Origin of the sequence: Halarcobacter bivalviorum (genome assembly GCF_003346815.1) — a bacterium.
GTDB lineage: Bacteria > Campylobacterota > Campylobacteria > Campylobacterales > Arcobacteraceae > Halarcobacter > Halarcobacter bivalviorum.
The window spans coordinates 1,051,338-1,073,579 of sequence record NZ_CP031217.1; the positions used below are offsets into that span (position 1 = coordinate 1,051,338).

Below are 22,242 nucleotides of genomic sequence, written 5' to 3' on the forward strand. Positions count from 1 at the left end.
ATTTATAGCTTACTTTTATTTAACTCTATAATAAAGCTTACACCATCTTTTTTATTTTCAAAATATAGTTTGCTTTTTTGGTATTGCTCTATAATAATTTTAGACATATAGAGTCCAAGTCCTGTTCCATTTTTATCATCTTTTGTTGAAAAATATGGTTCAAAAATCTTATCTTTAATAGAACTAGCTATTCCACCACCATTATCTGTAATAATTATTTTAAAACTTTTTTCACTATTAATAGTTTCAATCTCAATTGTTTTATTCTCTATATTATTAATCTCAAAGTTATCGATTGCATTTTTTATGATATTTAAGAGTACTTGAATAAGCTCATTTTCATAAAGTCTAAAAGTATCATTTGAATCATATTTTTCAATTAATTCAATCTTTTTATTTCTTATTACGGGCTTTAAAATAGAGATTGTTTTTTCACATATTGTTTTTACAGAAATCTCTTTTTTATTTTTTACTGGCTTATAAAAGTTTCTAAAATCATCAATTGTTGTAGATAAAACATTAATTAAATCTTCAATATTCTCAAAGTTTTCTTTTAGAAAATTTTTAAACTCTTCTTGCTCTTTTTTTATTTCTAAGTTGAATTTATTTAAAAGAATTTTTAACTTTATATCTGTTACCATAGAGTTTATTGTTGCAAGAGGTTGTCTCCATTGATGTGCAATCATCGAAATCATCTCTCCCATTTGGGCAAGTTTTGATTGGTGAAGCATTAATTGATCTTTTTCTCTATTTTTTAATACTTCTTCTTCAACTCTTTCTTCAAGTGAGTTATTAAGTTCTTTTAGTTGATTTCTTCTTTCATAAAGCTCATTTGTCATCTTATAGAAGTTATTAGCTAAAGTATCTATCTCTTTGATATTTGTTTCCTCAGGTTTGCTGATTCTTTTTTCTGCATCAAAATGATGAGTTTCTTTTGCTAATAAAGAGATAGGATTTGCAATTAGATTAGTTATCTCTTTTATTTTTCTACTTAAAAACATAAAAAACAGTAAATAAAATAATATCATCCCAAAGATAGCTATAAAACCAATTTTTTTTGATATTTGGTCTAATTCATTTACTGGTTCAAAAACTTTTTCTTTATCTACAAAAATAAATAGTTTCCAGTTTGTTTGTTCAATTTTAGATTGAGTAATAATATATTCATGTTCATTTATAGTTGTAAAAGCTAAATTTTGTTCATCATTTTTAAACTCTTGAAAATATTTTTTTAGTTTTTCATTTTTATAAATATTAAATTCATCTGGTTTTAGATTTGTATCATTTATCACTTTTTCATAATTATGAGAAGTAAGTTCTTTTATATTTAAGATTTTTTCAATCTCTTTAGGCATAGCAAGGATTAAGCCATCTTCTCCCACTAACATAGCAGAAGCATTCCAAGGAAGATTTAAATTTAAAACATTTTTAACAAACTTATCAATAGTTACATCAAGCCCTGTAACACCTTCTAAAAAATCATTGTTATAAATAGGAACAATACAACTTACCATCCAACCTTGACCTGCTGGGTCTAAATAAGCACTTGTCCATTTTGTTTTTCGTTGGGGATTATGTTTTTCATCTGCTTCATAATAGAAATTATAGTTTTGCATTTTTATATCAGCAGGATATTGAGAATATACATTTTCTATGAAAGGATAAAGTCTATTCATTTGGTCATAACTATTAAAATATGCAGCAACAATTAGTTCATTACTATCAACTAAATATTTTAGTTGTTCATCAAAAGCCTCTGTAAAAATGGCTTTTTCTCTTTGCTCTTTGCCTATTTTAGTAGTTGCACCATATAAAAGACTTGCTCCACCATTATTATTTACTTTATAAAAAGTATTATTATCAGCAAATGCAAATTCAGGAGCAATACTATTTTTTAAAAATCTCTCTTTATTTTTAAATATCAGTTGTTGTTTATATTGTGCCATATAAGCAAAGTCACTTATCTCTCTTAATTGATAGTTAATCTCTTGAGTCTCTTTTTTTGATCTAGTAATCAAATTTGTTTTTATCTCTTCAGAAAGAAGTGTTTTACTATTATTAACCATATACTTGCTAATACCAAAATATAAAACTAAAAGAGTAACTTCAATTACGATAAGAGGTACTAAAGCTGTCTTAAAATATGTATTATAAAGAATAGATTTTAGAGTTGATACTTTTTTCATTAAATCTCTTCTAAGGGTTTACTTAAATAATAACCTTGAAATTCATCAATTCCTATTTTTAAAAGTTTTTCATAAATACTTTCAGATAAGACAAATTCAGCTACAGTTTTTATATTGGTCTCTTTAGCAAAAGTAATTACAGCTTTAACAATGGCAAAAGATTTATAGTTATAATTTATCTCTTTAATTAAAGAGCCATCAATTTTTACATAATCAAAATCCATATTGATTATTTGACTTAAGTTTGAATAACCTGTTCCAAAATCATCTAAAGCGATTGAAACACCATATTTTCTAAATCTTTTAATAAACCTATCAATAATAGTATAGTCTTCAATTTCATATGTTTCTAATAGTTCAAAAACAAATCTTTTTCCTAAAGAGGCATCTTTTATAAATTTATCTTCTAAATAATCACAAAATGTTTTACTTAAAATATCTTCATATGAGATATTAAATGAAAATTTCTTATCACATTTTTCCATTACTTTAAATACTTTTTCAAGCATTAAGAAATTTAATCTATCAAATTCATTTATACTAATAGCAATATCTATAAACTCATTTGGGTAGTAGATTTTATCTTCAGCATTTGATTTTATTCTCATTAAGATTTCATATTTTATAATCTCTTTATTTCTATTATAAATTGGCTGATAAACAGGAAAAACACTGTTCTCTTTTATTGCCATTGAAATAACTTCTTTAATTTTAAGATTTACAAGGTCATTATCTTTTGTATCTATCTCTTTTGTATAAATTTTATATTTTTGATTATGGTTTTTTGCATATTTTAAAGCCATTTTTGCAGTTGAAATAAGGTTTTCTTGTTGTTCACAACTTGCTCCAATGCTATATGAAAAAATACTTTCATCAAGTTTTTCAATTAAATTATTTTTTTCTTTTTCTAAATTTTGGCTAAATAAATATGCAAATTTATTTGTTCCTTTTCTATAAAGAGAATTTTTTTCACTAATTTTATTTTTAATTGTGTCTATTAACTCTTTTAAGATCTCATCACTTTTATCAATCCCATAAATTGATTGAATATTTTCTAAGTTTGTAAGTTCAATTATTAGTAGATTTTTGTGATTTGTCTCTTTTATATCTTTATGAAGAGCATGAATATTTTTTAATTTTGTAATATTATCTATTTCACTTAGTTGTAAATGTGTCTTTTCTAAATCTATTTTTTCATGTATCTCTTTTGCAGTTTTTTCTAAAACTTCAAAAAATCTATCGGTACTAACTGGTTTTTGAATAAAATATTTAATACCTAATTCAATCAATGACTCTAATTTTTCAGAATCATTATAAGCTGAAATAATTAGTATCATTTGCTTTTTATTGATTTTCAAAATCTCTTTTGAAAGTTCAATTCCACTCATATATGGCATGTTTATATCAGAAATAACTAAATCATAAGTTTGATTACAGTTATTCTCTTCCACATATTTTTCAAAAGCTTTTTTACTATTAGTATATGCATCAACCTTTTTAAAGATACTGTTTAAGATTGAAGTATTTACCTCATTTAACTTTTCGTCATCTTCAACATAAAGCACTTTTAAGTTTTCGCATAACTTTATTAGTTCATTTATATTACACATTTCTTTCATAATTATATTATATACTAAAAAAGTATCTAAATAGTATTAAAAATGATAATAGAAATTTTATTTTATTATCAATGTTTATATACAATACATAAAATAAAAAATTATAAAAGGAAAATATAAATGTCAACAAAAAATAGTGTACTAATCTCAATTGGTTTTATAATAGGATTATCAATTATGGCATTGATTTTAAGTAAAGGTTTTATCTCATATAAAGAGTTAGACCGTACAGTTACAGTAAAAGGTTTAGCACAAGAAGAGGTTAAAGCTGATTTAGTTATTTGGCCAATAAAATTTATAAAAGCTTCAAATGATAATACAGAGCTTTATAAAGAGTTAGAAGATGACACAAAAAAGATTTTAGAATTTTTAAAAGGTATTGGTTTTAATGATAGTGAATTAACAGTATTAGCTCCTTCCGTAAATGATAAGTTTGCACAAAGTTATGGAGGAAGTGACAGAATTAAATTTAGATATAGTGGTTTTAATAAAGTAGTTGTATATTCTAATAATATAGATTTAGCAAGAGATGCGATGAAAAAACTTAGTAAACTTGGAAAAGAGGGAATCACTTTTTTACAAGATGATTATGATACAAGAGTTGAGTATATGTTTACAAAACTTAATGAAATTAAACCTAAAATGGTTGAAAAAGCAACACAAAGTGCTAGAGATACAGCTCTTAAGTTTGCACAAGATTCAAGTAGTAATTTAGGAAAAATAAAAAAAGCCTCACAAGGACAATTCTCAATTAGTTCAAGAGATAAAAATACAGAGCATATTAAAAGAATTAGAGTTGTTTCAACAGTTGAGTATTATTTAGTAGATTAATTTTATTCCTGACTTTAATAGTAGATATTATACCATTGTGTCACATTTTTAAATGGAGACCCAATGCAAAAACTACTATTAATTGATAATTCTATAGTTATAATAAATGTTTTAAAAGACTTATTTGCAAAAAAAAATGATTATGAAGTTTTTGTTGCAAAAAGTTTAGAAGAGGCAAAAAATTTAATGAATTTTCATAAATTTTTTGTTTCTATTTCAAATTTAGTATTGCCTGATGCTTTAAATGGGGAATTACTAAGTCTTTTGAAAGCTAACCAAATCCCAACAATTGTACTAACTTCAAAAATTGATTCTGAGACTATTTCAAAAATTAAAAGAAATGAAGTTATTGATTACATTTCTAAAGAATCAATCTATGAACTACAAAAAGCTTATCGTTTAGCAAATCTACTTTTATATATAAAAAATATGGAAGTTCTTATTGTAGATGATTCTGCCACAGTAATTTCTCAATTAAAAAATAGTTTGGAAACTTTACTTTTAAATGTAAATATTGCAAATAGTGGAAAATCTGCTTTAAAAGAGCTAGAAAAAAATCAAAAAATCTCTTTAATAATTACAGACTATCATATGGATGAAATGAATGGTTTAGAATTTATAAAAAAAGTAAGAAAAGGAAATATAAATAATACTCTTCCAATCTTAGTGATGACTTCTGATAATAGTAACGAATTAAAAGTTGATTTATATAAAAATGGAGCAACAGATTTTTTAGTAAAACCTTTATTAGTAGAGGAGTTAAAAGCTAAAATTTTTGATATTTTTTTAAATATGAAGCAGATAACAGATATTCAAAAATTTACAGAAATTATTGATAAAAATGTAATTATTTCTTCAACTGATGCAAATGGAACAATAACAAAAGTCTCAGAAGCTTTTTGTAAAATCTCTGGTTATACAAAAGAAGAACTAATTGGACAAAATCATAAAATAGTTAGACATCCAAGTATGTCTACTAAATTTTATGATGAGTTATGGAATACAATTACTTCTGGAAAAGTATGGAAAGGTGAAATTAAAAATATTTCAAAAAATAAAGAATCATATTGGGTATATGTAGTAATTGAACCAGTTTTTGATAATAAAGGTAATATCTCAGGATTTACTTCAATAAGAGAAGATATTACAGATAAGAAAAAAATTTATGAACTATCAATTACTGATGGTTTAACTTCTCTTTTTAATAGACGATATTTCAATGATAGTGCTACAGTTTATATGCAAAATTGTTTAAGAGATAATGCCTATTTCGGTTTTTTAATTTTAGATATTGATAATTTTAAAAAATATAATGATACTTACGGGCATCAAAAAGGTGATACAGTCTTAAAAAAAGTTGCCGATGCTATAAAAGAAGTCTTTAAAAGAGAAGAGGATTTAGTCTTTAGATTAGGTGGAGAAGAGTTCGGTATTTTAATTAGTGCTAAGAAAGAAGATGATATAAAACTACTTGCTGAAAAAGCTAGAAAAAGTATAGAGTCTTTAGGAATTGAGCATAAAAATAATAAACCTTATTCTGTTGTAACTGCTTCATTTGGATTAACAATTTTAAAAGATGTAAATAAGCATATTGATGAAGTTTATAGTTTAAGTGATGAATTACTATATAAAGCAAAAGAAAGAGGAAGAAATCAAGTTTTTTTTGCTCCATAAACTCTACACAAAACTATGCTAAAATTGCAAAAATATAAAATTGGAGTTTTTTTGATGCAAAATAAAAAAGTTGTATTAATTACGATAGTTGCTCTATTAGCACTATTTTTAGTTGCTGGATATGTTTATAAAAATAAGCAATCTGAAGAGTATGCAAATATTTCAAAAAGTGAAGCCTTAGTTTTCCAACGACCTTATTCTGTTGTTATTGGAAATGAAGATGCAAAAGTTCAACTTGTAGAGTTCTTTGACCCAGCTTGTGGTACTTGTGCACAATTTCATCCTTATGTAAAAGATATTATGAAAGAGAATGAAGGGAAAATCAAATTAGTATTAAGATATGCACCTTTTCATCAAAATTCAGATTATGCAGTAAAAATGCTTGAAGGTGCTAGAGAGCAAGGTTTATTTATGGAAGCTTTAGAGTTTATGTTTGCTACACAAGTTTATTGGATAAAAAATCATGTTGTAAATCCTAAACAATTATGGGCATTATTAGCAAATGTAAAAGGTTTAGATATGGAAAAATTAGCTGCTTTTATGAATAATAATAAAACAGCTGATGAGATAATCGCACAAGATTTAAAAGATGCAGAGACTTTAAAAGCTGATAAGACTCCATCATATTTTGTAAATGGGAAACCTTTACAAGAGTTTGGATTAGAGAACTTAAAAAAACTAATCAATTCTGAACTATAAAACTACTATTTCAAATACTTTATGATTCTAAATCATAAAGTATTTAGAAAACTTCTATGACTTGGCTTCTTTAACCCATTTTCAATAAATTTTAGATAATATATTTAAAAAACTATAAACTATGGATTTTTAATGATTGTAAATATTTCCCTACCAGATAATACAAAGTATGATATTACTATTGATACCTTAAAAAAACAATATTTTGACAGAAAAGTTGTTATTGTAACTAACCCTACTGTAAGCTCTTTGCATTTAGATTATTTAAAAGAAAAAATTTCAGCAAAAGAGTTATCTGTTGTAACTGTTCCAGATGGAGAACAGTATAAGAATATGGAGACTATTGAAGCTATTTTAGAACACTGCTTTGAACATAAATTAAATAGAAACTCACTTCTTATAGCTTTTGGTGGTGGAGTTATTGGTGATATGACAGGTTTTGCTGCTTCAATTTATCAAAGAGGAATTGATTTTATTCAAGTTCCAACAACTCTTCTTTCACAAGTTGATGCAAGTGTTGGTGGTAAAACAGGAGTAAATAATAAATATGGGAAAAACCTAATTGGTGCATTTCATCAACCAATTGCGGTAAATATTGACCCACATTTTTTAACTACTCTTCCTAAAAGAGAGTTTGGTGCGGGAATTGCTGAGATTGTTAAGATGGCAGTAACTTTTAATAAAGATTTCTTCCAATGGCTGGAGAAAAATAATCTAAATGATGAAAAAAATATAAAAACTGCAATTGCAAAATCTGTAGAGACTAAAGCTTGGGTTGTATCTCAAGATGAAAAAGAGAGAGGCTTAAGGGCAGCTCTTAATTATGGACACACTTTTGGGCATGTTATTGAAAATGAAACAAACTATAATACTTATTTACACGGCGAAGCTGTAGGTATTGGAATGGTTATGGCTAATGAGTTAGCTAAGAAAATTGGATATATGAGTGAAGGTGAAACTTTAAGAGTAAAACATCTATTAGAAAAATATGATATTCCAACTAGCTATAAAATAGAAGATGTAGAAGATTTTTATGAACATTTTTTCTTAGATAAAAAATCATTAGATAATAGAATTAAATTTATAGTTCCAAAGGGAATAGGGGATTGTGAAATCACAGATTTGATTTCAAAAGAGAATGTAATTGAAGTATTAAAAGGGTTTTCAAATTGAAAAATATACTAAAACTACTATTAGTAACTTTAGTTTTATCTTTTGCTTGTGCACAAGAAAAAAAGCCTGTTGCAAATAAATTAGCCGATATTGAAGCAATTGAAGAGAAAAGATTAAAAGAGATTGAAGAAGAGAAACAAAAGCAAAAGTTAGAAGAGGAAAAAAGAGCTAAGATTACTGAGATTAAAAATAAGATTGACTCTATTGATTCTGAATTAAGAAATAATATTTTATTAAAAAGATATAGTAACTACGATGCTTATAGAAGAATTTCTACAGAATTAGATGATTTAAAAGAGAGTGTAATTAAAGTAAATCCTAAAGATGAAGATAGACTTTACCAATTAAACAACAAAATAAGAATTAAAGAAAATGAGCTTGAATTAATTTCTGAATATAGAGGTTCTCCTATTGGTGCACTTATAAACCCACCAGAAATAGAGAGTTATGAATCTATTTCTAATCCTTTTGGAATTATTAATGCTCTTTCATATATTAAAAAACTTGAAAATAATAAAAAACAATTTTTATCAATTGAAGATAGAATCACTGAATTAACAAATTTACTTGATGAAAAGCTTTATGCTTATGTTGAGTTATATAATCTTGACCCAAAACCTGAATATAAAGAGGAAATAAACTTTTTAGATAAAGAGAAAAAAGATTTCCATATGGTACTTGAAATTGTATCTACAACAGAAGAGGTTTATACAAGAAAGATTGAGCAAGTTATTTTAGAGACAAAATCACAAATCTCTAATCAAGTAGAAAAGATATTTAATATCGCAATGATTATTGTTTCTTTATTTATCATTACATTTTTAATTAAACTTGCACTTAAAAAATATTTCTCACAAAATGAAAACTATTATATGACAAATAAAGTAATCAACTTCTTTGTTGTATTTTTTGTTGTGATTGTTATTTTATTCTCATATATTGACAATGTATCTTATGTAGTGACAATCTTAGGATTTGCATCTGCGGGTATTGCTATTGCTTTAAAAGATTGGTTTATGTCAATTTTTGGATGGATGGTAATTGTTACATCTGGTTCGATTCATGTAGGAGATAGAATTAAAGTTACAAGAAATGGACTTGAAGTGGTTGGAGATGTATTAGATATCTCTTTATTTAAAATCACTATTAGAGAAGATATTACTTTAACTTCATATACAACAAATAGAAGAACAGGAAGAATTTTCTTTATTCCAAATAACTATATTTTCTCTGAAATGATTGCAAACTATACTCACTCAGGACTTAGAACAGTTTGGGATGGTATTGATATTACAATTACTTTTGATTCAAACCATAAAAAAGCTCAGCATATTGCAAAAGAGATTTTAAAACACTACTCAAAAGGATATACTGATATTACAAGAAAACAGTTATCAAAAATGAGAAGTAAATATCAGCTAAGAGCAACTGGAGTTGAACCTAGAGTTTATACTTTTGTTGAATCTTACGGTATTGTAATTTCTGCTTGGTATTTAACTAACTCATATGCAGCTTTAGTTTTAAGAAGTACAATGTCTCCTGAGATACTTGAAGCCTTTATGAAAGAGGATGATATTCATATTGCATATCCTACTCAAACAGTTAATTCAAGTACTGGAACAAGAACTCCACCAATTGATTTACCGAGTATTTAATGATGCAGTTTAGTACAAATAAACAAAAAGTATATTTCAAAACTTTTGGATGTAGAACAAATGTTTTTGATACTCAAGTTATGATGAGTAGATTAAAAGATTTTGAAATTACTCAAGATGAAAAGCAAGCAGATATTGTAGTTATTAACTCTTGTACAGTTACAAATAGTGCAGACTCAACAGCAAGAGGTTATATAAACTCTTTAAACAAGTTTGAAAAACCACCAAGGGTTATTTTTACAGGTTGTGGAGTTTGGACAAAGGGTGAAAATCTATTTAAAGACAATAAAATTGATTCACTTTTTGGGCATAGTGAAAAAGAGAATATCAATGAACTTCTAAAAAAAGAAGAGAGATTCTTTGATGCTGGAGATTTAGACCATATTGATGATACTATAGTTGAAGAGTTTATTGGAAAAAGTAGGGCATTTATAAAAATACAAGAAGGCTGTGATTTTAGATGCTCTTATTGTATTATTCCTTATGTTAGAGGAGATGCTAGGTCTTACAAAGAAGATAAAATTTTAGAACAAGTTTCAACACTAGCTTCTAATGGTTTTGGAGAGTTTATTCTTACTGGAACTAATGTTGGTTCTTATGGAAAAAAACAACACACTTCTTTAGCAAAACTTCTTAAAAAAATGGCACAGATTAAAGGTGTTAGAAGAATTAGAATGGGAAGTATTGAACCTATTCAAATTGATGATGAATTTAAAGAACTTATCAATGAACCTTTTATGGCAAAGCATCTACATATTGCCTTACAACACACTTCTAAAACGATGTTAAAAATTATGAATAGAAGAAATAAAGTTTTATCAGATTTAGAACTTTTTGAATTTTTAAAAGATAATGGTTATGCTTTAGGAACAGATTTTATTGTAGGTCATCCTGGAGAAACAGAAGAGATATGGAAAGAAGCAGTTGAAAACTTACATAGATTTCCTTTAACTCATGTACATGCTTTTACTTATTCAAAAAGAGATGGAACACCAAGTGCAACAATGAGTGGGGAAGTTCATGGTAATATTGCTAAACAAAGATATAATGAATTAACTCAAATTATAAAACAGAAGAATTTAGACTTTAGACTAAATAATAAAGAGCCTTTAGATGTCTTAATTGAATCATATAAAGATGGAAAATATCATGGGCTTGATCAACACTTCAACCAAATAGAGGTTGAAAGTAATGCAGATTTAGTTGGTGATTGGATAACAATTGAAAACTACGAAGCAAAAGAAGATAAAAATGTGGCAAAATTCTAATAATAAAAAAAATAATCTACTAGATAAAAATATTAAGTTGATGGCAATTTCTGCCGTTGTTTTAATTGTACTTTTTTTATATACTTTATATAAAAGTAGTGCGCATATAGAATCAGGTTCTTACTATTTTGGAATAATCTTTTTACTATTTTTATTAGCCTTTGCAGTATTTGCAAGAATTAAACAAGATAAAATCCAAAAGTTTTTAAATAAAAATAGAAAAGAGAATGAAAATAGTTTCTCTTCTGAGTTAGAACAAGCAAAGCAGACTTCATCAAACAATGAAGTACCAGAGGCAAGTTCAATTAAAGCAGTTACTTCAAATGTAAGTTTTAATGATGTTGCAGGTATTAAAGAGGTAAAAGCTGAACTTGAAGAGATAGTTGATTTTTTAAATAAACCAAGCAAATATTTAAAACATGGAGTTAAACTTCCAAAGGGTGTTTTACTTGTAGGACCTCCAGGCGTTGGAAAAACTCTGATTGCAAGAGCAGTAGCTGGAGAAGCTGATGTTCCATTTTTTTATCAAAGTGGAGCTAGTTTTGTTCAAATTTATGTGGGAATGGGAGCAAAGAAAGTTCGTGAACTTTTTATGCAAGCTAAATTAAATGCTCCTTCAATTGTTTTTATTGATGAGATAGATGCAATTGGTAAAAAAAGAGATGGTAAAAACAATGATGAAAGAGAATCAACTTTAAATGAACTTCTAACACAAATGGATGGTTTTGAAGGAGATTCAGGAGTAATTGTTATTGCTGCTACAAATAAGATAGAAGTATTAGATGAAGCTCTTTTAAGAGCAGGAAGATTTGATAGAAGAGTATTTGTAAACTTACCTAATATTGAAGATAGAAAAAAGATTTTAGAACTATATTTAAATAAAAAACATTATGAATTCAATTTAGATAATCTAGCTCAAGAGACTTCAGGTTTCTCTTCTGCTGCACTTTCTACACTTATAAATGAAGCTTTATTAAATATGATAAAAAGAGAATCAAAAGTTGTAGAGCAAGTAGATATTGATACTGCAAAAACTAAAATTGAGTTTGGGAAAAAACAGACTCTTCTTTTAGATGAAAAGCAAAAAGAAATTCTAGCAATCTATCAAGCAAGTAAAGCCTATATCACTAAAACAAAGGTAGCTTTATTTGATGAAAAAGTACAAACTTTAGACTCTATTTATCCTTCATATAATGAGTTAATTGAAAATATAAAAAGATATCTTTGTGGTTCAATTGCAGTAGAAGTTATCAAAAATGAGAAGTATGCAATTAATTCAGAGGATTTAAAAAAGGCATATGAAATTGCTCAAAAGATGAAAGATGATTATAAGATGGTAGCTACACCTCAAAATATAATTGATGAAGTATCTAACTCTTTACGGTCAATTATTTCTCAAAATGTAAATGAAATACAGAGATTAAAAGAGCTTATTTTAAAAAATGAGGTAATTTTAGAAGATGAGATTTAAATACTTTTCAGGTTTCTCTTTAGAAAATGAAAAAGAACTTTTTGAAGAGTACTTAATCGAAAATGATTTTACTGTTGCAGGCTTCTCTTATGGTGCTATAAAAGCTTTTGAGTATGCTTTAACTACAAAAGCAAGGGTTGATTTATTACAACTTTTCTCTCCTGCTTTTTTCCAAGTTCGTGATGAGAAATTTAAACGAACACAATTAATGTATTATAAAAAAGATAAAGAAGCTTATAGTAATACTTTTTTGCAAAATGTATCTTTCCCTTCTAAAACTGATATGAAAAACTACTATAAAGAAGCAACAAGTGAAGAGTTAAATGAACTTCTTTCTTATAAATGGGATGAAAAAGATTTAGAGACTCTTTTAGCTAAAGGGACTAAAATAGAGGTTTATTTAGGACAAAAAGATAAAATCATTGATACTACAAGTGCGAAAGATTTTTTTGAAAAATTTGCAACATTATATTATATAAAAGAGAAAGGACATATTTTAAAATGAGTAAAGAAATAGCAAAAATTGGAATTATTACAACTTCAGATAGAGCAAGTAAAGGTATTTATGAAGATATTTCTGGGCGTGCAATTGAAGAGACTATGAATGATTATTTAACTTCACCTTGGGAACCTGTATATAGATGTATTGAGGATGACCAAGAAACAATAGAAAATACATTAAAAGAGCTTGTAGATACAGAAAAATGTTGTTTAGTAGTAACAACTGGTGGAACAGGACCAGCTAAAAGAGATGTAACTCCTGAAGCAACAGAAGCTGTATGTGATAGAATGATGCCAGGTTTTGGAGAACTTATGAGAGCAGAGTCTTTAAAGTTTGTACCAACTGCAATTCTTTCAAGACAAACAGCAGGTTTAAGAGGAAGTTCACTTATTATCAATCTTCCTGGAAAACCAAAATCAATAAGAGAGTGTTTAGATGCAGTTTTTCCTGCAGTTCCTTATTGTATTGATTTAATGGAAGGACCATTTTTAGAGTGTAATGAAGAGGTTATTAAACCTTTTAGACCAAAGGCAAAATAGGTCTTTCTTTTAAGTTCTTAAGTCAAGATAAAAAACTATTTTAAGAGCAATACTGTATAATTGTAAAATTTTTAGGGAGTTTTTATGAAAAAAATAGCACTTTCTGTTCTTTTTGCAATTATTGGTTTTGCTTTAAGTTCTACAGTTTTTAATTTACAACACTCATTTTTAATTGGGATTTTAGTACTTTTAGTTGCCCTTTGGACAAATGAAGGTTTACCTTTAGGTGTAGTTTCTCTTTTACCTATCATTCTTTTTCCTAGTTTTGATATTTTAAGTACAAATGAAACTGCTTCAAATTATTCAAAATCTATTATATTCCTATTTTTAGGTGGGTTTATGATAGCAATTGCAACTCAAAAAACTGAACTACATAAGTATATAGCAAATAAGCTTTTGAGTATTTTTCCAAGTACTACAAGAGGAATTATCTTCTCTCTTGCTATTACATCAGCTTTTTTAAGTTCACTTATTTCAAATACAACTACGGCACTTTTACTTATTCCTATAGCAATGTTTTTGACAAATGATTTATCTTTAAAATTAAGATTTGTTCTTGCTATTGCATATGGAGCAAGTGTTGGAGGAATTGTGACTCCAATTGGTACTCCACCAAATCTTATTTTATTAGGCTTTTTAGAGCAAAAAGGAATAGAGACAATCTCTTTTGTAAATTGGATTTTCTTAGCAGCACCACTTGCAGTAGTTATGTTAATTTTTATTCCTTTTATTTTATCTTTAGGAGCAAAAGAGATTGTATTGGATAAAGATATAGGAAAACCGGTATCTTTAAGTGGTGAACAAAAAAGATTAGGGCTTATTTTAATTACACTTATTATTGTTCTTTTTGTAAACTCAAAGATAGAACCTTTTTATTCTGGTCTTGGAATAAATGAAAAGGGTATTTTATTAGGTTATGGTCTTTTAATGTTTGTTCCTAAACTTGGTTTTTTAGAGTGGGAAGATGCACGAAAGATTCCATATGAGATTATCTTTTTATTTGGTGCAGGTTTTTCAATTGCAATGGCCTTTTCAGAAACAGGTCTTGCAGAGCAAATAGCAAGTTATCTTTTAGCATTAACTTCTTTACCTGTATTTTTACTTATTCTTTTAGTTGCAGCTTTAGTAACTTTTACAACAGAGGTTACTTCAAATACTGCTTTAATTTCAATTGCTTTACCAATTATCTATTCACTTGGAGAAGCAGCAAAAATTGATATTCAGTTAATACTTTTTGTGGCTACAATTTGTGCTTCTTATGCCTTTATGCTTCCAATTGCAACACCACCAAATGCTATTGCAATGAGTAGTGGAGCTGTAAAAGTTAAAGATATGGCAAAATATGGATTTGTATTTAATATTTTAGGTATTTTATCAATTACATTAATTGCATTGATTTATTGGCAGTTTGTTATTTAAAAGTAAGACTTTAAAGTCTTACTTTTTAAAATGTTTCCCATTCATCATCTGGGCTTGAATCTTTAAATGTAGCATTTTTTTCTACAGGTTTTTTATGAACTTGTTGTGGTGCTACTTTACTACTTTTTACTTCAACTTGTTTTACTGGTGATGAGATATTTTTTGTCTCTTTTGAGTTATTTGACTCTCTTGCAATATTAATATTGTTTTTACCATCAAACTCTTTTTTATCAACTTCAGAAACAATCTCTTTAGCTAAAGCAGAAGTATTTGTTGCAATCTCTTGTGTTTCTGTTGCTACTGCTGCATTTTTTTGTGTTTGTTGGTCTAATGAGTTAATAGCATCATTTATTTGGATAATACCTGTCTCTTGCTCTTTTGCAGCATTTGAAACATCAGCTATTAATTCAATAGTTTTATCAATATTAGTATTTAAACTAGCATATCCTTTAATCATCTCATCAGCAATATTTTTACCTTCATTTGCTTTAAGATTTGCATTTTCAACTAAAGCTTTAATCTCTTTAGCTGCTTCGGCTGATCTACTTGCAAGGTTTCTAACTTCTTGTGCAACAACCGCAAATCCTTTTCCAGCTTCACCAGCAGTAGCTGCTTCAACAGCTGCATTTAATGAAAGAATATTTGTTTGGAAAGCAATTTGGTCAATTACTGTAATTGCTTCATTAATCGCTGTTACTTGTTCATTAATATCATCCATTGCAGAAGTAGTTTTAGTAGCAAGTTCTTGACCTTCACTTGCTGAGTTTGTAACTTCAGTTGCAAAAGTAGACATCTCTGTTACTTTAAGACTTGTAGATTTTACATTTCCAGTAATCTCTTCTAAAGCAGCAGCAGTCTCTTCTAAAGAAGCAGCAGCCTCATTTGAAGCTTGATTTAAAATATCAACATTTCTTAAAAGAATTGTCGAAGAGTTATCTACAATAAGACCATTTCTTTTATTCTCAATAAGCATTTGAGTAATAGAGTCTCCTAAAGAGTTTACTCCTAAACTTAATTTTTCTAAATGCTCTTTTATACCATCTGTATTTACTCTTGAAGTATAGTTATAATTAGAGAATTGACCTAATACTTCTAAGATATTATCAATATTATTCTCTAAATTATCTCCCATTTTATTAAGAACATCTCTTAACTCATTTAAAGCAGGATTATTTACTTTTGTAGTAATTCTTTGTTTTAAATCACCTTGTTCAAACTCTCCTAGAACTTTAATTGTTTCATCAATAATTGCTCTATCTTCTTCTATCCCTGTTTTTGCTTTAATGATATTCTCATTTACTACTTTAGACATAAGACCAATTTCATCTAAGCTATCATTTTCAAGCTCTTTAACATTATCTGCTTCTCTATTAACATAATTAAAGAAACCAATAAGTCCTTCTTGGAAAGCTTTAAGTTTTTTAACAATTACATTATTAATAACGAAAATAGTTCCTACGATTACAAAAGCAAGTACTACAAGAGAAATTATAATGATAATGTTTCTAATTGCATTAGGAGTTATTAAAACTTCTGCTTCATCAATTTCAGAAAGAATGGCCCATTTAAAATCTTCTCCAATATTAACTTGTGAATATGCAGATAATACAGGATTTCCATTATAATCAATAATAATTTCAGTATTCTCTTTTCCTGATAAAGCATTTTTTGTAGCAGTTGTATCTACTTTTGCATTATTTGAAAAAGAAGTAACTAATGAGTATTGTTTTGGGTTTAAATAACTATCACTTCTCATTAATAAATCTTCACCAACTAAATAGTCCTCTTGAGAAGTACCATATCCTTCTCTAAACTGCATTATTTTGTTGATTGCTCTATCACTAATTTGAAATACTAAAATAGCAATAACTTTTCCTTCATCAACTATAGGATTACCTATAAACATTGCAGGAGCATTATTGCTTGGAGCATAAGGTTCCATATCAATAAAAGTAGCTCTATTGTTTTTTAGAGTTTTTGCGTAAGCTTGACCTAAACCACTATCCTTTAAAGAACCATATTTTAGGTTTGCACCATAATCTGACTCTTTAGCAGCAGTATATATTACATGAGAAGTTTCTGTATCAATTAAAAAGATATCATAATATCCATACTCTTTTAAATAGTATTGTAAAAAAGCTTCATGTTTTTGTGTTGCATCTTTTATAATAGAAGAATCTACAGGAAATTTCCCTTTCTCATCTATATCTAACATGCTGTAAGTATTTTTTAAATCATAAACTAGTTCAACTATATTATAACTTTTAGCTAAAACATTTATATCTCCAATTCTTTCATTGAAAAATGTTTCAATCTGATTGGCTTTAGAATCTCTAGCAGCAGTAAGCATTGCATAGTTTTGATTTAACAGGCTCTCTTTAACTTCTTTTACAGAAAATGAAGTTAGAACAATTGTAAGAAAACTCAGTGCGAAAATTATTAAAATGATAATTTTCGCTTTAATGGTAAATTTTTTTAACATAATATCTCCTATATTACCAGTCTACTAATAATTATAGGATAATTTGATTACAAATTAGTTAAAGTGTAACAAGAAATAATACAATGAAGAAAATATTAAGAAATGAAAACTCTTTTATTTTCCTCTTTTTTTATTTCAGAGAAATTATCTAAATAATCTAAATAGCTGATTAGATACTTCCTACTTAAAGGATATTTTTCTTTTAGATTAGAAATATCGATATAACCGTCATTTTTAATGATTCTTCTCATTTCATTAACTATTTTACTAAGACTTTGAGCATGTATAAAAATGTTATGTTGAAGCCTTATTACACTTTTTTTAGCACAAAGAGCTTTTAAAATATTATCTCCCATTTTTCTATCAATATCTAAATCATCATATATATTATAAGGAGCTGTTGGTGTAATATCTTCTTTTTCTAGTCTTTCTAATATTACTTTCTCTAAACTTTGTTTAAAATCCTCTTTAATTGTAGAATTTTTATACAGTTTTCCCTCTTGTACTAAAAACTTCTCATTTACAAGTTCATCCATTACTAATTTTATAAAATTCTCACTAGCCCATTTTAGTCTTAGTGCAATAGAAGCTACAGAGAGTAGGGCATATTGATTTTTTTTATAAATATTTGTAATCGTATCTTTGATTAGATGTTTTGTCTCTATTGGATATAAAACAAGTGACTCCTCATCAATAAAAACATCAGACAAATCTTTTGCATATTCAAGAGCATTTTCATGGCTAAGAGCAAATCTTTGAGCAGATGAAACAAGACCTAAACCTTTTTTATGTGCATCAAGTAAAATTCTATAGGCTTTTTCTATTTCTTCTTTTTCTAAAGCTTCTAAAAGTTTTATTTTCTGACTCTTTTTCATAGGGTCTATAATTGGATTTAAAACAGTTGCCCCTGCAATAGTATCATTTGCTTGTCTAATAATGATTTTCTCTTTATAGATAGAAAAAATAGGTTCATCTAAACTTAATTGAGCAAAACCACTTTCAAGTTCTAAAGATTCTGTTGAGTTATAAAGTAAAACTCTTCCTTCTACTTTTTTTGTACCAATAAAAATAGAGTATTTTTGGTTATGTTTTAATTTTTTATTTTTAAGAGTACTAAATGAGATATCAATTTTATCAAAACCTCTTAAATAACCCTTTTTAGAGATCAAAAAACCTTTTTTTAAATCACTTGTATTTACATTACTTAAATTTATTGCTGTTCTATTTGAGATATTTGATATTTCACTATTTTCTCCATGTACTTGAAGATTTTTTACTTTTGCTTCTTTTTTAATATCACAAATAAAAACTTTATCATCTTTTTGTAATGGCTTTCCTAATACTGTTCCTGTTACAATAGTACCACTTCCAGAAGAAGAGAAAACTCTATCTATATAATATCTAAAGAAGTTTTCTTCCACTTTTGTATTTGCATCTAGAGTAAATAGTTTCTCTTTTAATTCATTAATTGAAGCCTCATCATAAATAGAGACTGCTTTTGAAAATAGAAGATTAAAATCATATTCATTTTTAATAAAATCTTCTATTTCTTGTTTGTTTTTTTTAAGTGTTTCTTCCTCTACTAAATCTTTTTTAGTAATAGTTAAAATAGCATTTTTAACTCCAAGAAGATTTAAGATTTCTAAGTGTTCAATTGTTTGTGGCATAATCTTTTCAACAGCACTTACAACAATCATCACACAATCAAAAGAGAATGCTCCTGCAATCATATTTTTAACTAATTTTTCATGTCCTGGAACATCAATAAAAGCAACATTTTTTTCACCCTTACTTAAGTTTGAAAAACTTAAATCAATAGTGATTCCTCTTTGTTTTTCCTCTTTTGTTGTGTCACCTTCATAACCATTTAAAGCATGAATTAATGCAGTTTTACCATGGTCAATATGTCCACAAGTTCCAATAATATAGTTATTCATTTATAATCTGTCCTATTTTCTCAATTAAAATATTTATATCATCTTCTAAAATTGTTCTAAAATCTAATAAGAATTTTTCATTTTCAATTCTTCCAATAATATTGTTTTGTCTAAATATTTTTTCTATTTTATTTGGTTTATAATTTTTAAACTCTATGCTAAGAGCTATTGTAGGAATCTTTTTATTTGGAGTTGTTCCTCCTCCAATTACAGTTTTTGTTTCAAGGAGATTACAAGTACAAAAAGAAGAGATTTTTTCTTCTACTTTTTGTGCATTTATTGTTAATTCTTCAACTGTTTTGAAAAGCATTTTTAAAGTAGGAATTGAATCAAAATCTTTTAAAAGAATCGATTTTACATTCTCTTCTAAAATAGCAAGAGTTAGTTTATCAACCCTTAACATTCTTAAAAGTTGATTCTTTTTTAGTTGTTCAATATATTTTTTCTTTCCAACTATAATTCCAGCTTGAACAGAACCTAAAAGTTTGTCTCCTGAAAAGCTAAGTAAACTAGGCTTTTGTTTCATATACTCTAATACAGAAGGCTCAGATTCTTTAAGTCCATAGGGTAAATCAATTAGATGCCCACTTCCCATATCATAATAGTCTATTACTTCATTTTTTTGTGCTACTTCAATAATCTCTTTAAAAGAAACCTCTTGTGAAAAACCTTCAATAGAGTAGTTTGACTTATGAACTTTCATAAGCATTGAAGTGTTTTCATTTATAGCATTTTCATAATCTCTTAGGTGTGTTTTATTAGTTGTACCTATTTCTTTTAAAATAGCTCCACTATTACTCATAACATCTGGAACTCTAAAGCTTCCACCAATCTCTACAAGTTCACCTCTACTTACTGCAACTTCTTTTCCTTTTGCAAAAGTATTAAGGATTAAAAAAACTGCACTGGCATTGTTATTTACTATTAAAACATCTTCACATCCAAGAAGTTCACAAAAAACTTTACTAATATGAGAATATCTCTCTCCTCTTTTTCCTTTTTCTAAATCATATTCTAAATTATTGTATGAAGTTGCAATATCTCTTGCTTTTTCAAAAACATTTTTATCAATAAGACTTCTTCCTAAATTTGTATGAACAATTACACCAGTAGCATTTATAACTTTTTGAAGTGAAGGCTTAATAATGTTTTCATATTCAGTTAGAACTTTAGAAATTAGCTCATTTTCATCAATTAAATCAATTTTTTTATCTAAAATATCACTTCTTAACTCTTCTATTTTATTTTTTATAATAGAAATTATTAAAGAGTTTGATAAATCTTTAAAAGCTTCATTTGAGGCTAATTTATCTACTTTAGGAATAGATTTTAGTAAAGACATTTTTACCCTTTTAGAAATTTTTAATCTTTTTATTGTAGAATTTCATTCTACAAAAATTTGGGGGGTATGTGACCCTGGTGGGCACCGCAGGCTTCAACCCTGATCGGCGGTTTTTGTGTAAACGCCGCGGTAGGTTCGATTCCTACACCTTCTCGCCAAATTTTAATAAATAATTATTGGCGTAGCCCCTCTTGGAATTACTTCTCCCATAATAGTTGCATATCCGAAAGTTAAATCTTCAACTCTTTTGATATACTCTTTTGCATCATCTTTATCCATAGCAATTAATAGACCACCAGAAGTTTGTGCATCACAATATAGTTGATAACACTTATCTGTAGCACACATAATTGTTGTTTTATCTTCAAGATATTTCATATTTCTTTTTGTACCACCAGGAACAACACCTTGGTCTGCAAAATCTTGAGCTTCTGGTAAAACAGGAACAATCCCACAATGAATTGCAAAAGAGTTAAAAGGACCAACTGCTTCTAAAGCATGACCTAATAAACCAAAACCTGTAATATCAGTACAAGCACTAACATCATAATCTCTTAAAAGCTTTGCTGGTAAATAGTTTAATGCTTCCATTACTCTTACTGCTTCACTTTTTGAACTTTCACCTAATAAATCTCTTTTAATAGCTGTTGTTAAAATCCCAATACCTATTGGTTTTGTTAGTACAAGAACATGACCAATTTTTGCAGTATTGTTTCTTAATATTTTATCTGGATGTACTAATCCTGTAACAGATAAACCATAATACATTTCAGGTGCTTCAATTGTATGTCCACCCATTAATAATCCACCACACTCTTGGATTTTTTCATTACCACCTCTAAGTATCTCTCTTAATACTTCAATTCCATGGTTTTTTCTATCGAAGCCAACAATATTTAAAGCTGTTTTTACATCTGCTCCCATTGCAAAAGCATCTGATAAAGAGTTTGCAGCAGCTATTTTCCCATATACATACGGGTCATCAACAACTGGAGTAATAAAATCTAAAGTTTGTACTAAAGCCTCTTCATCATTTAGTTTATATACTGAAGCATCATCGTTATTTTCAAATCCAACAAGTACTTTGTCATCACACGGTACTAAACTGCAAATAGTTTGTTTAAGGTCACCCGGACCCATTTTTGCAGCTCAACCAGCAGCTTGAACGAATTTAGTTAATTTATATTCTTCATTCATAAAAAATCCTAATTTGATTTATGGAAAAGGTATAATAAATAGAAGTGTCTAAAGCAGAGTAAAGATAATATTTATGTATACCTATTCCATAGGTTAATTATAGAGATTTTACAAACATATTATTTAAAGATAGTTTAAGTAAGGTAAAATTTTTTTTACTATTTAAGTTGATATTTATTTACTCTTTATTATAGTTACAAGAATAAAAAGCATAACCTAAGGTTTAGGTTGGACATTAAAATTAAAAA

Annotated in this window: 16 protein-coding genes and 1 tRNA gene; 11 read left to right on the forward strand and 6 right to left on the reverse strand. The window is 27.3% G+C overall.

The window, feature by feature from the left end; all coding sequences use genetic code 11:
• Positions 1-2 precede the first annotated feature (2 nt).
• The gene (locus ABIV_RS05380) at positions 3-2,186 is read right to left on the reverse strand and encodes a sensor histidine kinase (RefSeq protein WP_114838882.1); all 2,184 of its coding nucleotides are present in this window, start codon (positions 2,184-2,186) and stop codon (positions 3-5) included.
• Positions 2,186-3,805 carry an EAL domain-containing protein gene (locus tag ABIV_RS05385; protein ID WP_114838883.1) on the reverse strand — a complete coding sequence of 540 codons (1,620 nt, stop codon included), beginning with the start codon at positions 3,803-3,805 and terminating at the stop codon, positions 2,186-2,188. Before ABIV_RS05385 ends, ABIV_RS05380 begins: the two co-directional genes overlap by 1 nt.
• A 120-nt stretch (positions 3,806-3,925) precedes the next feature.
• On the opposite strand from ABIV_RS05385, the gene ABIV_RS05390 reads away from it, so the two are divergent.
• The 10 genes from ABIV_RS05390 (at position 3,926) to ABIV_RS05435 (ending at position 15,036) form a co-directional block, all read left to right on the forward strand.
• Positions 3,926-4,636 carry an SIMPL domain-containing protein gene (locus ABIV_RS05390; protein ID WP_114838884.1) on the forward strand — a complete coding sequence of 237 codons (711 nt, stop codon included), beginning with the start codon at positions 3,926-3,928 and terminating at the stop codon, positions 4,634-4,636.
• A 63-nt stretch (positions 4,637-4,699) separates the two neighbouring features.
• Entirely contained in the window at positions 4,700-6,310 is a 1,611-nt protein-coding gene (locus ABIV_RS05395) for a GGDEF domain-containing response regulator (RefSeq protein ID WP_114838885.1), read from the forward strand.
• Between the two features lie 54 nt (positions 6,311-6,364).
• Entirely contained in the window at positions 6,365-7,009 is a 645-nt protein-coding gene (locus tag ABIV_RS05400; protein WP_162917977.1) for a DsbA family protein, read from the forward strand.
• Between the two features lie 132 nt (positions 7,010-7,141).
• Positions 7,142-8,182 carry a 3-dehydroquinate synthase gene (gene aroB, locus ABIV_RS05405; RefSeq protein WP_114838887.1) on the forward strand — a complete coding sequence of 347 codons (1,041 nt, stop codon included), beginning with the start codon at positions 7,142-7,144 and terminating at the stop codon, positions 8,180-8,182.
• Entirely contained in the window at positions 8,179-9,837 is a 1,659-nt protein-coding gene (locus ABIV_RS05410; RefSeq protein ID WP_114838888.1) for a mechanosensitive ion channel domain-containing protein, read from the forward strand. Before aroB ends, ABIV_RS05410 begins: the two co-directional genes overlap by 4 nt.
• Positions 9,838-9,839: 2 nt before the next feature.
• Positions 9,840-11,105, forward strand: a complete 1,266-nt coding sequence (gene mtaB / locus ABIV_RS05415) for a tRNA (N(6)-L-threonylcarbamoyladenosine(37)-C(2))-methylthiotransferase MtaB (protein ID WP_114838889.1) — start codon at positions 9,840-9,842, stop codon at positions 11,103-11,105.
• A complete protein-coding gene (locus tag ABIV_RS05420; protein WP_228254337.1) occupies positions 11,059-12,576 on the forward strand; it encodes an AAA family ATPase in 1,518 nt (505 codons plus the stop codon). Before mtaB ends, ABIV_RS05420 begins: the two co-directional genes overlap by 47 nt.
• The gene (bioV, locus tag ABIV_RS05425; protein WP_114838891.1) at positions 12,566-13,081 is read left to right on the forward strand and encodes a pimelyl-ACP methyl ester esterase BioV; all 516 of its coding nucleotides are present in this window, start codon (positions 12,566-12,568) and stop codon (positions 13,079-13,081) included. Before ABIV_RS05420 ends, bioV begins: the two co-directional genes overlap by 11 nt.
• Positions 13,078-13,617 carry a molybdopterin adenylyltransferase gene (gene mog / locus ABIV_RS05430; RefSeq protein WP_114838892.1) on the forward strand — a complete coding sequence of 180 codons (540 nt, stop codon included), beginning with the start codon at positions 13,078-13,080 and terminating at the stop codon, positions 13,615-13,617. The genes bioV and mog overlap by 4 nt, the downstream gene beginning before the upstream one ends.
• Positions 13,618-13,701: 84 nt before the next feature.
• Positions 13,702-15,036, forward strand: coding sequence for an SLC13 family permease (locus tag ABIV_RS05435; protein ID WP_114838893.1), 1,335 nt, complete (start codon positions 13,702-13,704; stop codon positions 15,034-15,036).
• 25 nt (positions 15,037-15,061) lie between these two features.
• Here ABIV_RS05435 and ABIV_RS05440 read toward each other — a convergent pair whose 3' ends face one another.
• The 3 genes from ABIV_RS05440 to selA form a co-directional block, all read right to left on the reverse strand.
• Positions 15,062-17,518, reverse strand: coding sequence for a methyl-accepting chemotaxis protein (locus ABIV_RS05440; protein WP_228254338.1), 2,457 nt, complete (start codon positions 17,516-17,518; stop codon positions 15,062-15,064).
• 95 nt (positions 17,519-17,613) lie between these two features.
• Complete coding sequence (selB, locus tag ABIV_RS05445; protein WP_114838894.1) at positions 17,614-19,455, reverse strand: selenocysteine-specific translation elongation factor; 1,842 nt, start codon at positions 19,453-19,455, stop codon at positions 17,614-17,616.
• A complete protein-coding gene (selA, locus tag ABIV_RS05450; protein WP_114838895.1) occupies positions 19,448-20,797 on the reverse strand; it encodes an L-seryl-tRNA(Sec) selenium transferase in 1,350 nt (449 codons plus the stop codon). The genes selB and selA overlap by 8 nt, the downstream gene beginning before the upstream one ends.
• A gap of 59 nt (positions 20,798-20,856) precedes the next feature.
• Here selA and ABIV_RS13600 point away from each other — a divergent pair.
• A tRNA-Sec gene (locus ABIV_RS13600) sits at positions 20,857-20,955 on the forward strand.
• Between the two features lie 4 nt (positions 20,956-20,959).
• Here ABIV_RS13600 and selD read toward each other — a convergent pair.
• Entirely contained in the window at positions 20,960-21,994 is a 1,035-nt protein-coding gene (gene selD, locus ABIV_RS05455) for a selenide, water dikinase SelD (protein ID WP_205526960.1), read from the reverse strand.
• Between the last annotated feature and the right edge of the window lie 248 nt (positions 21,995-22,242).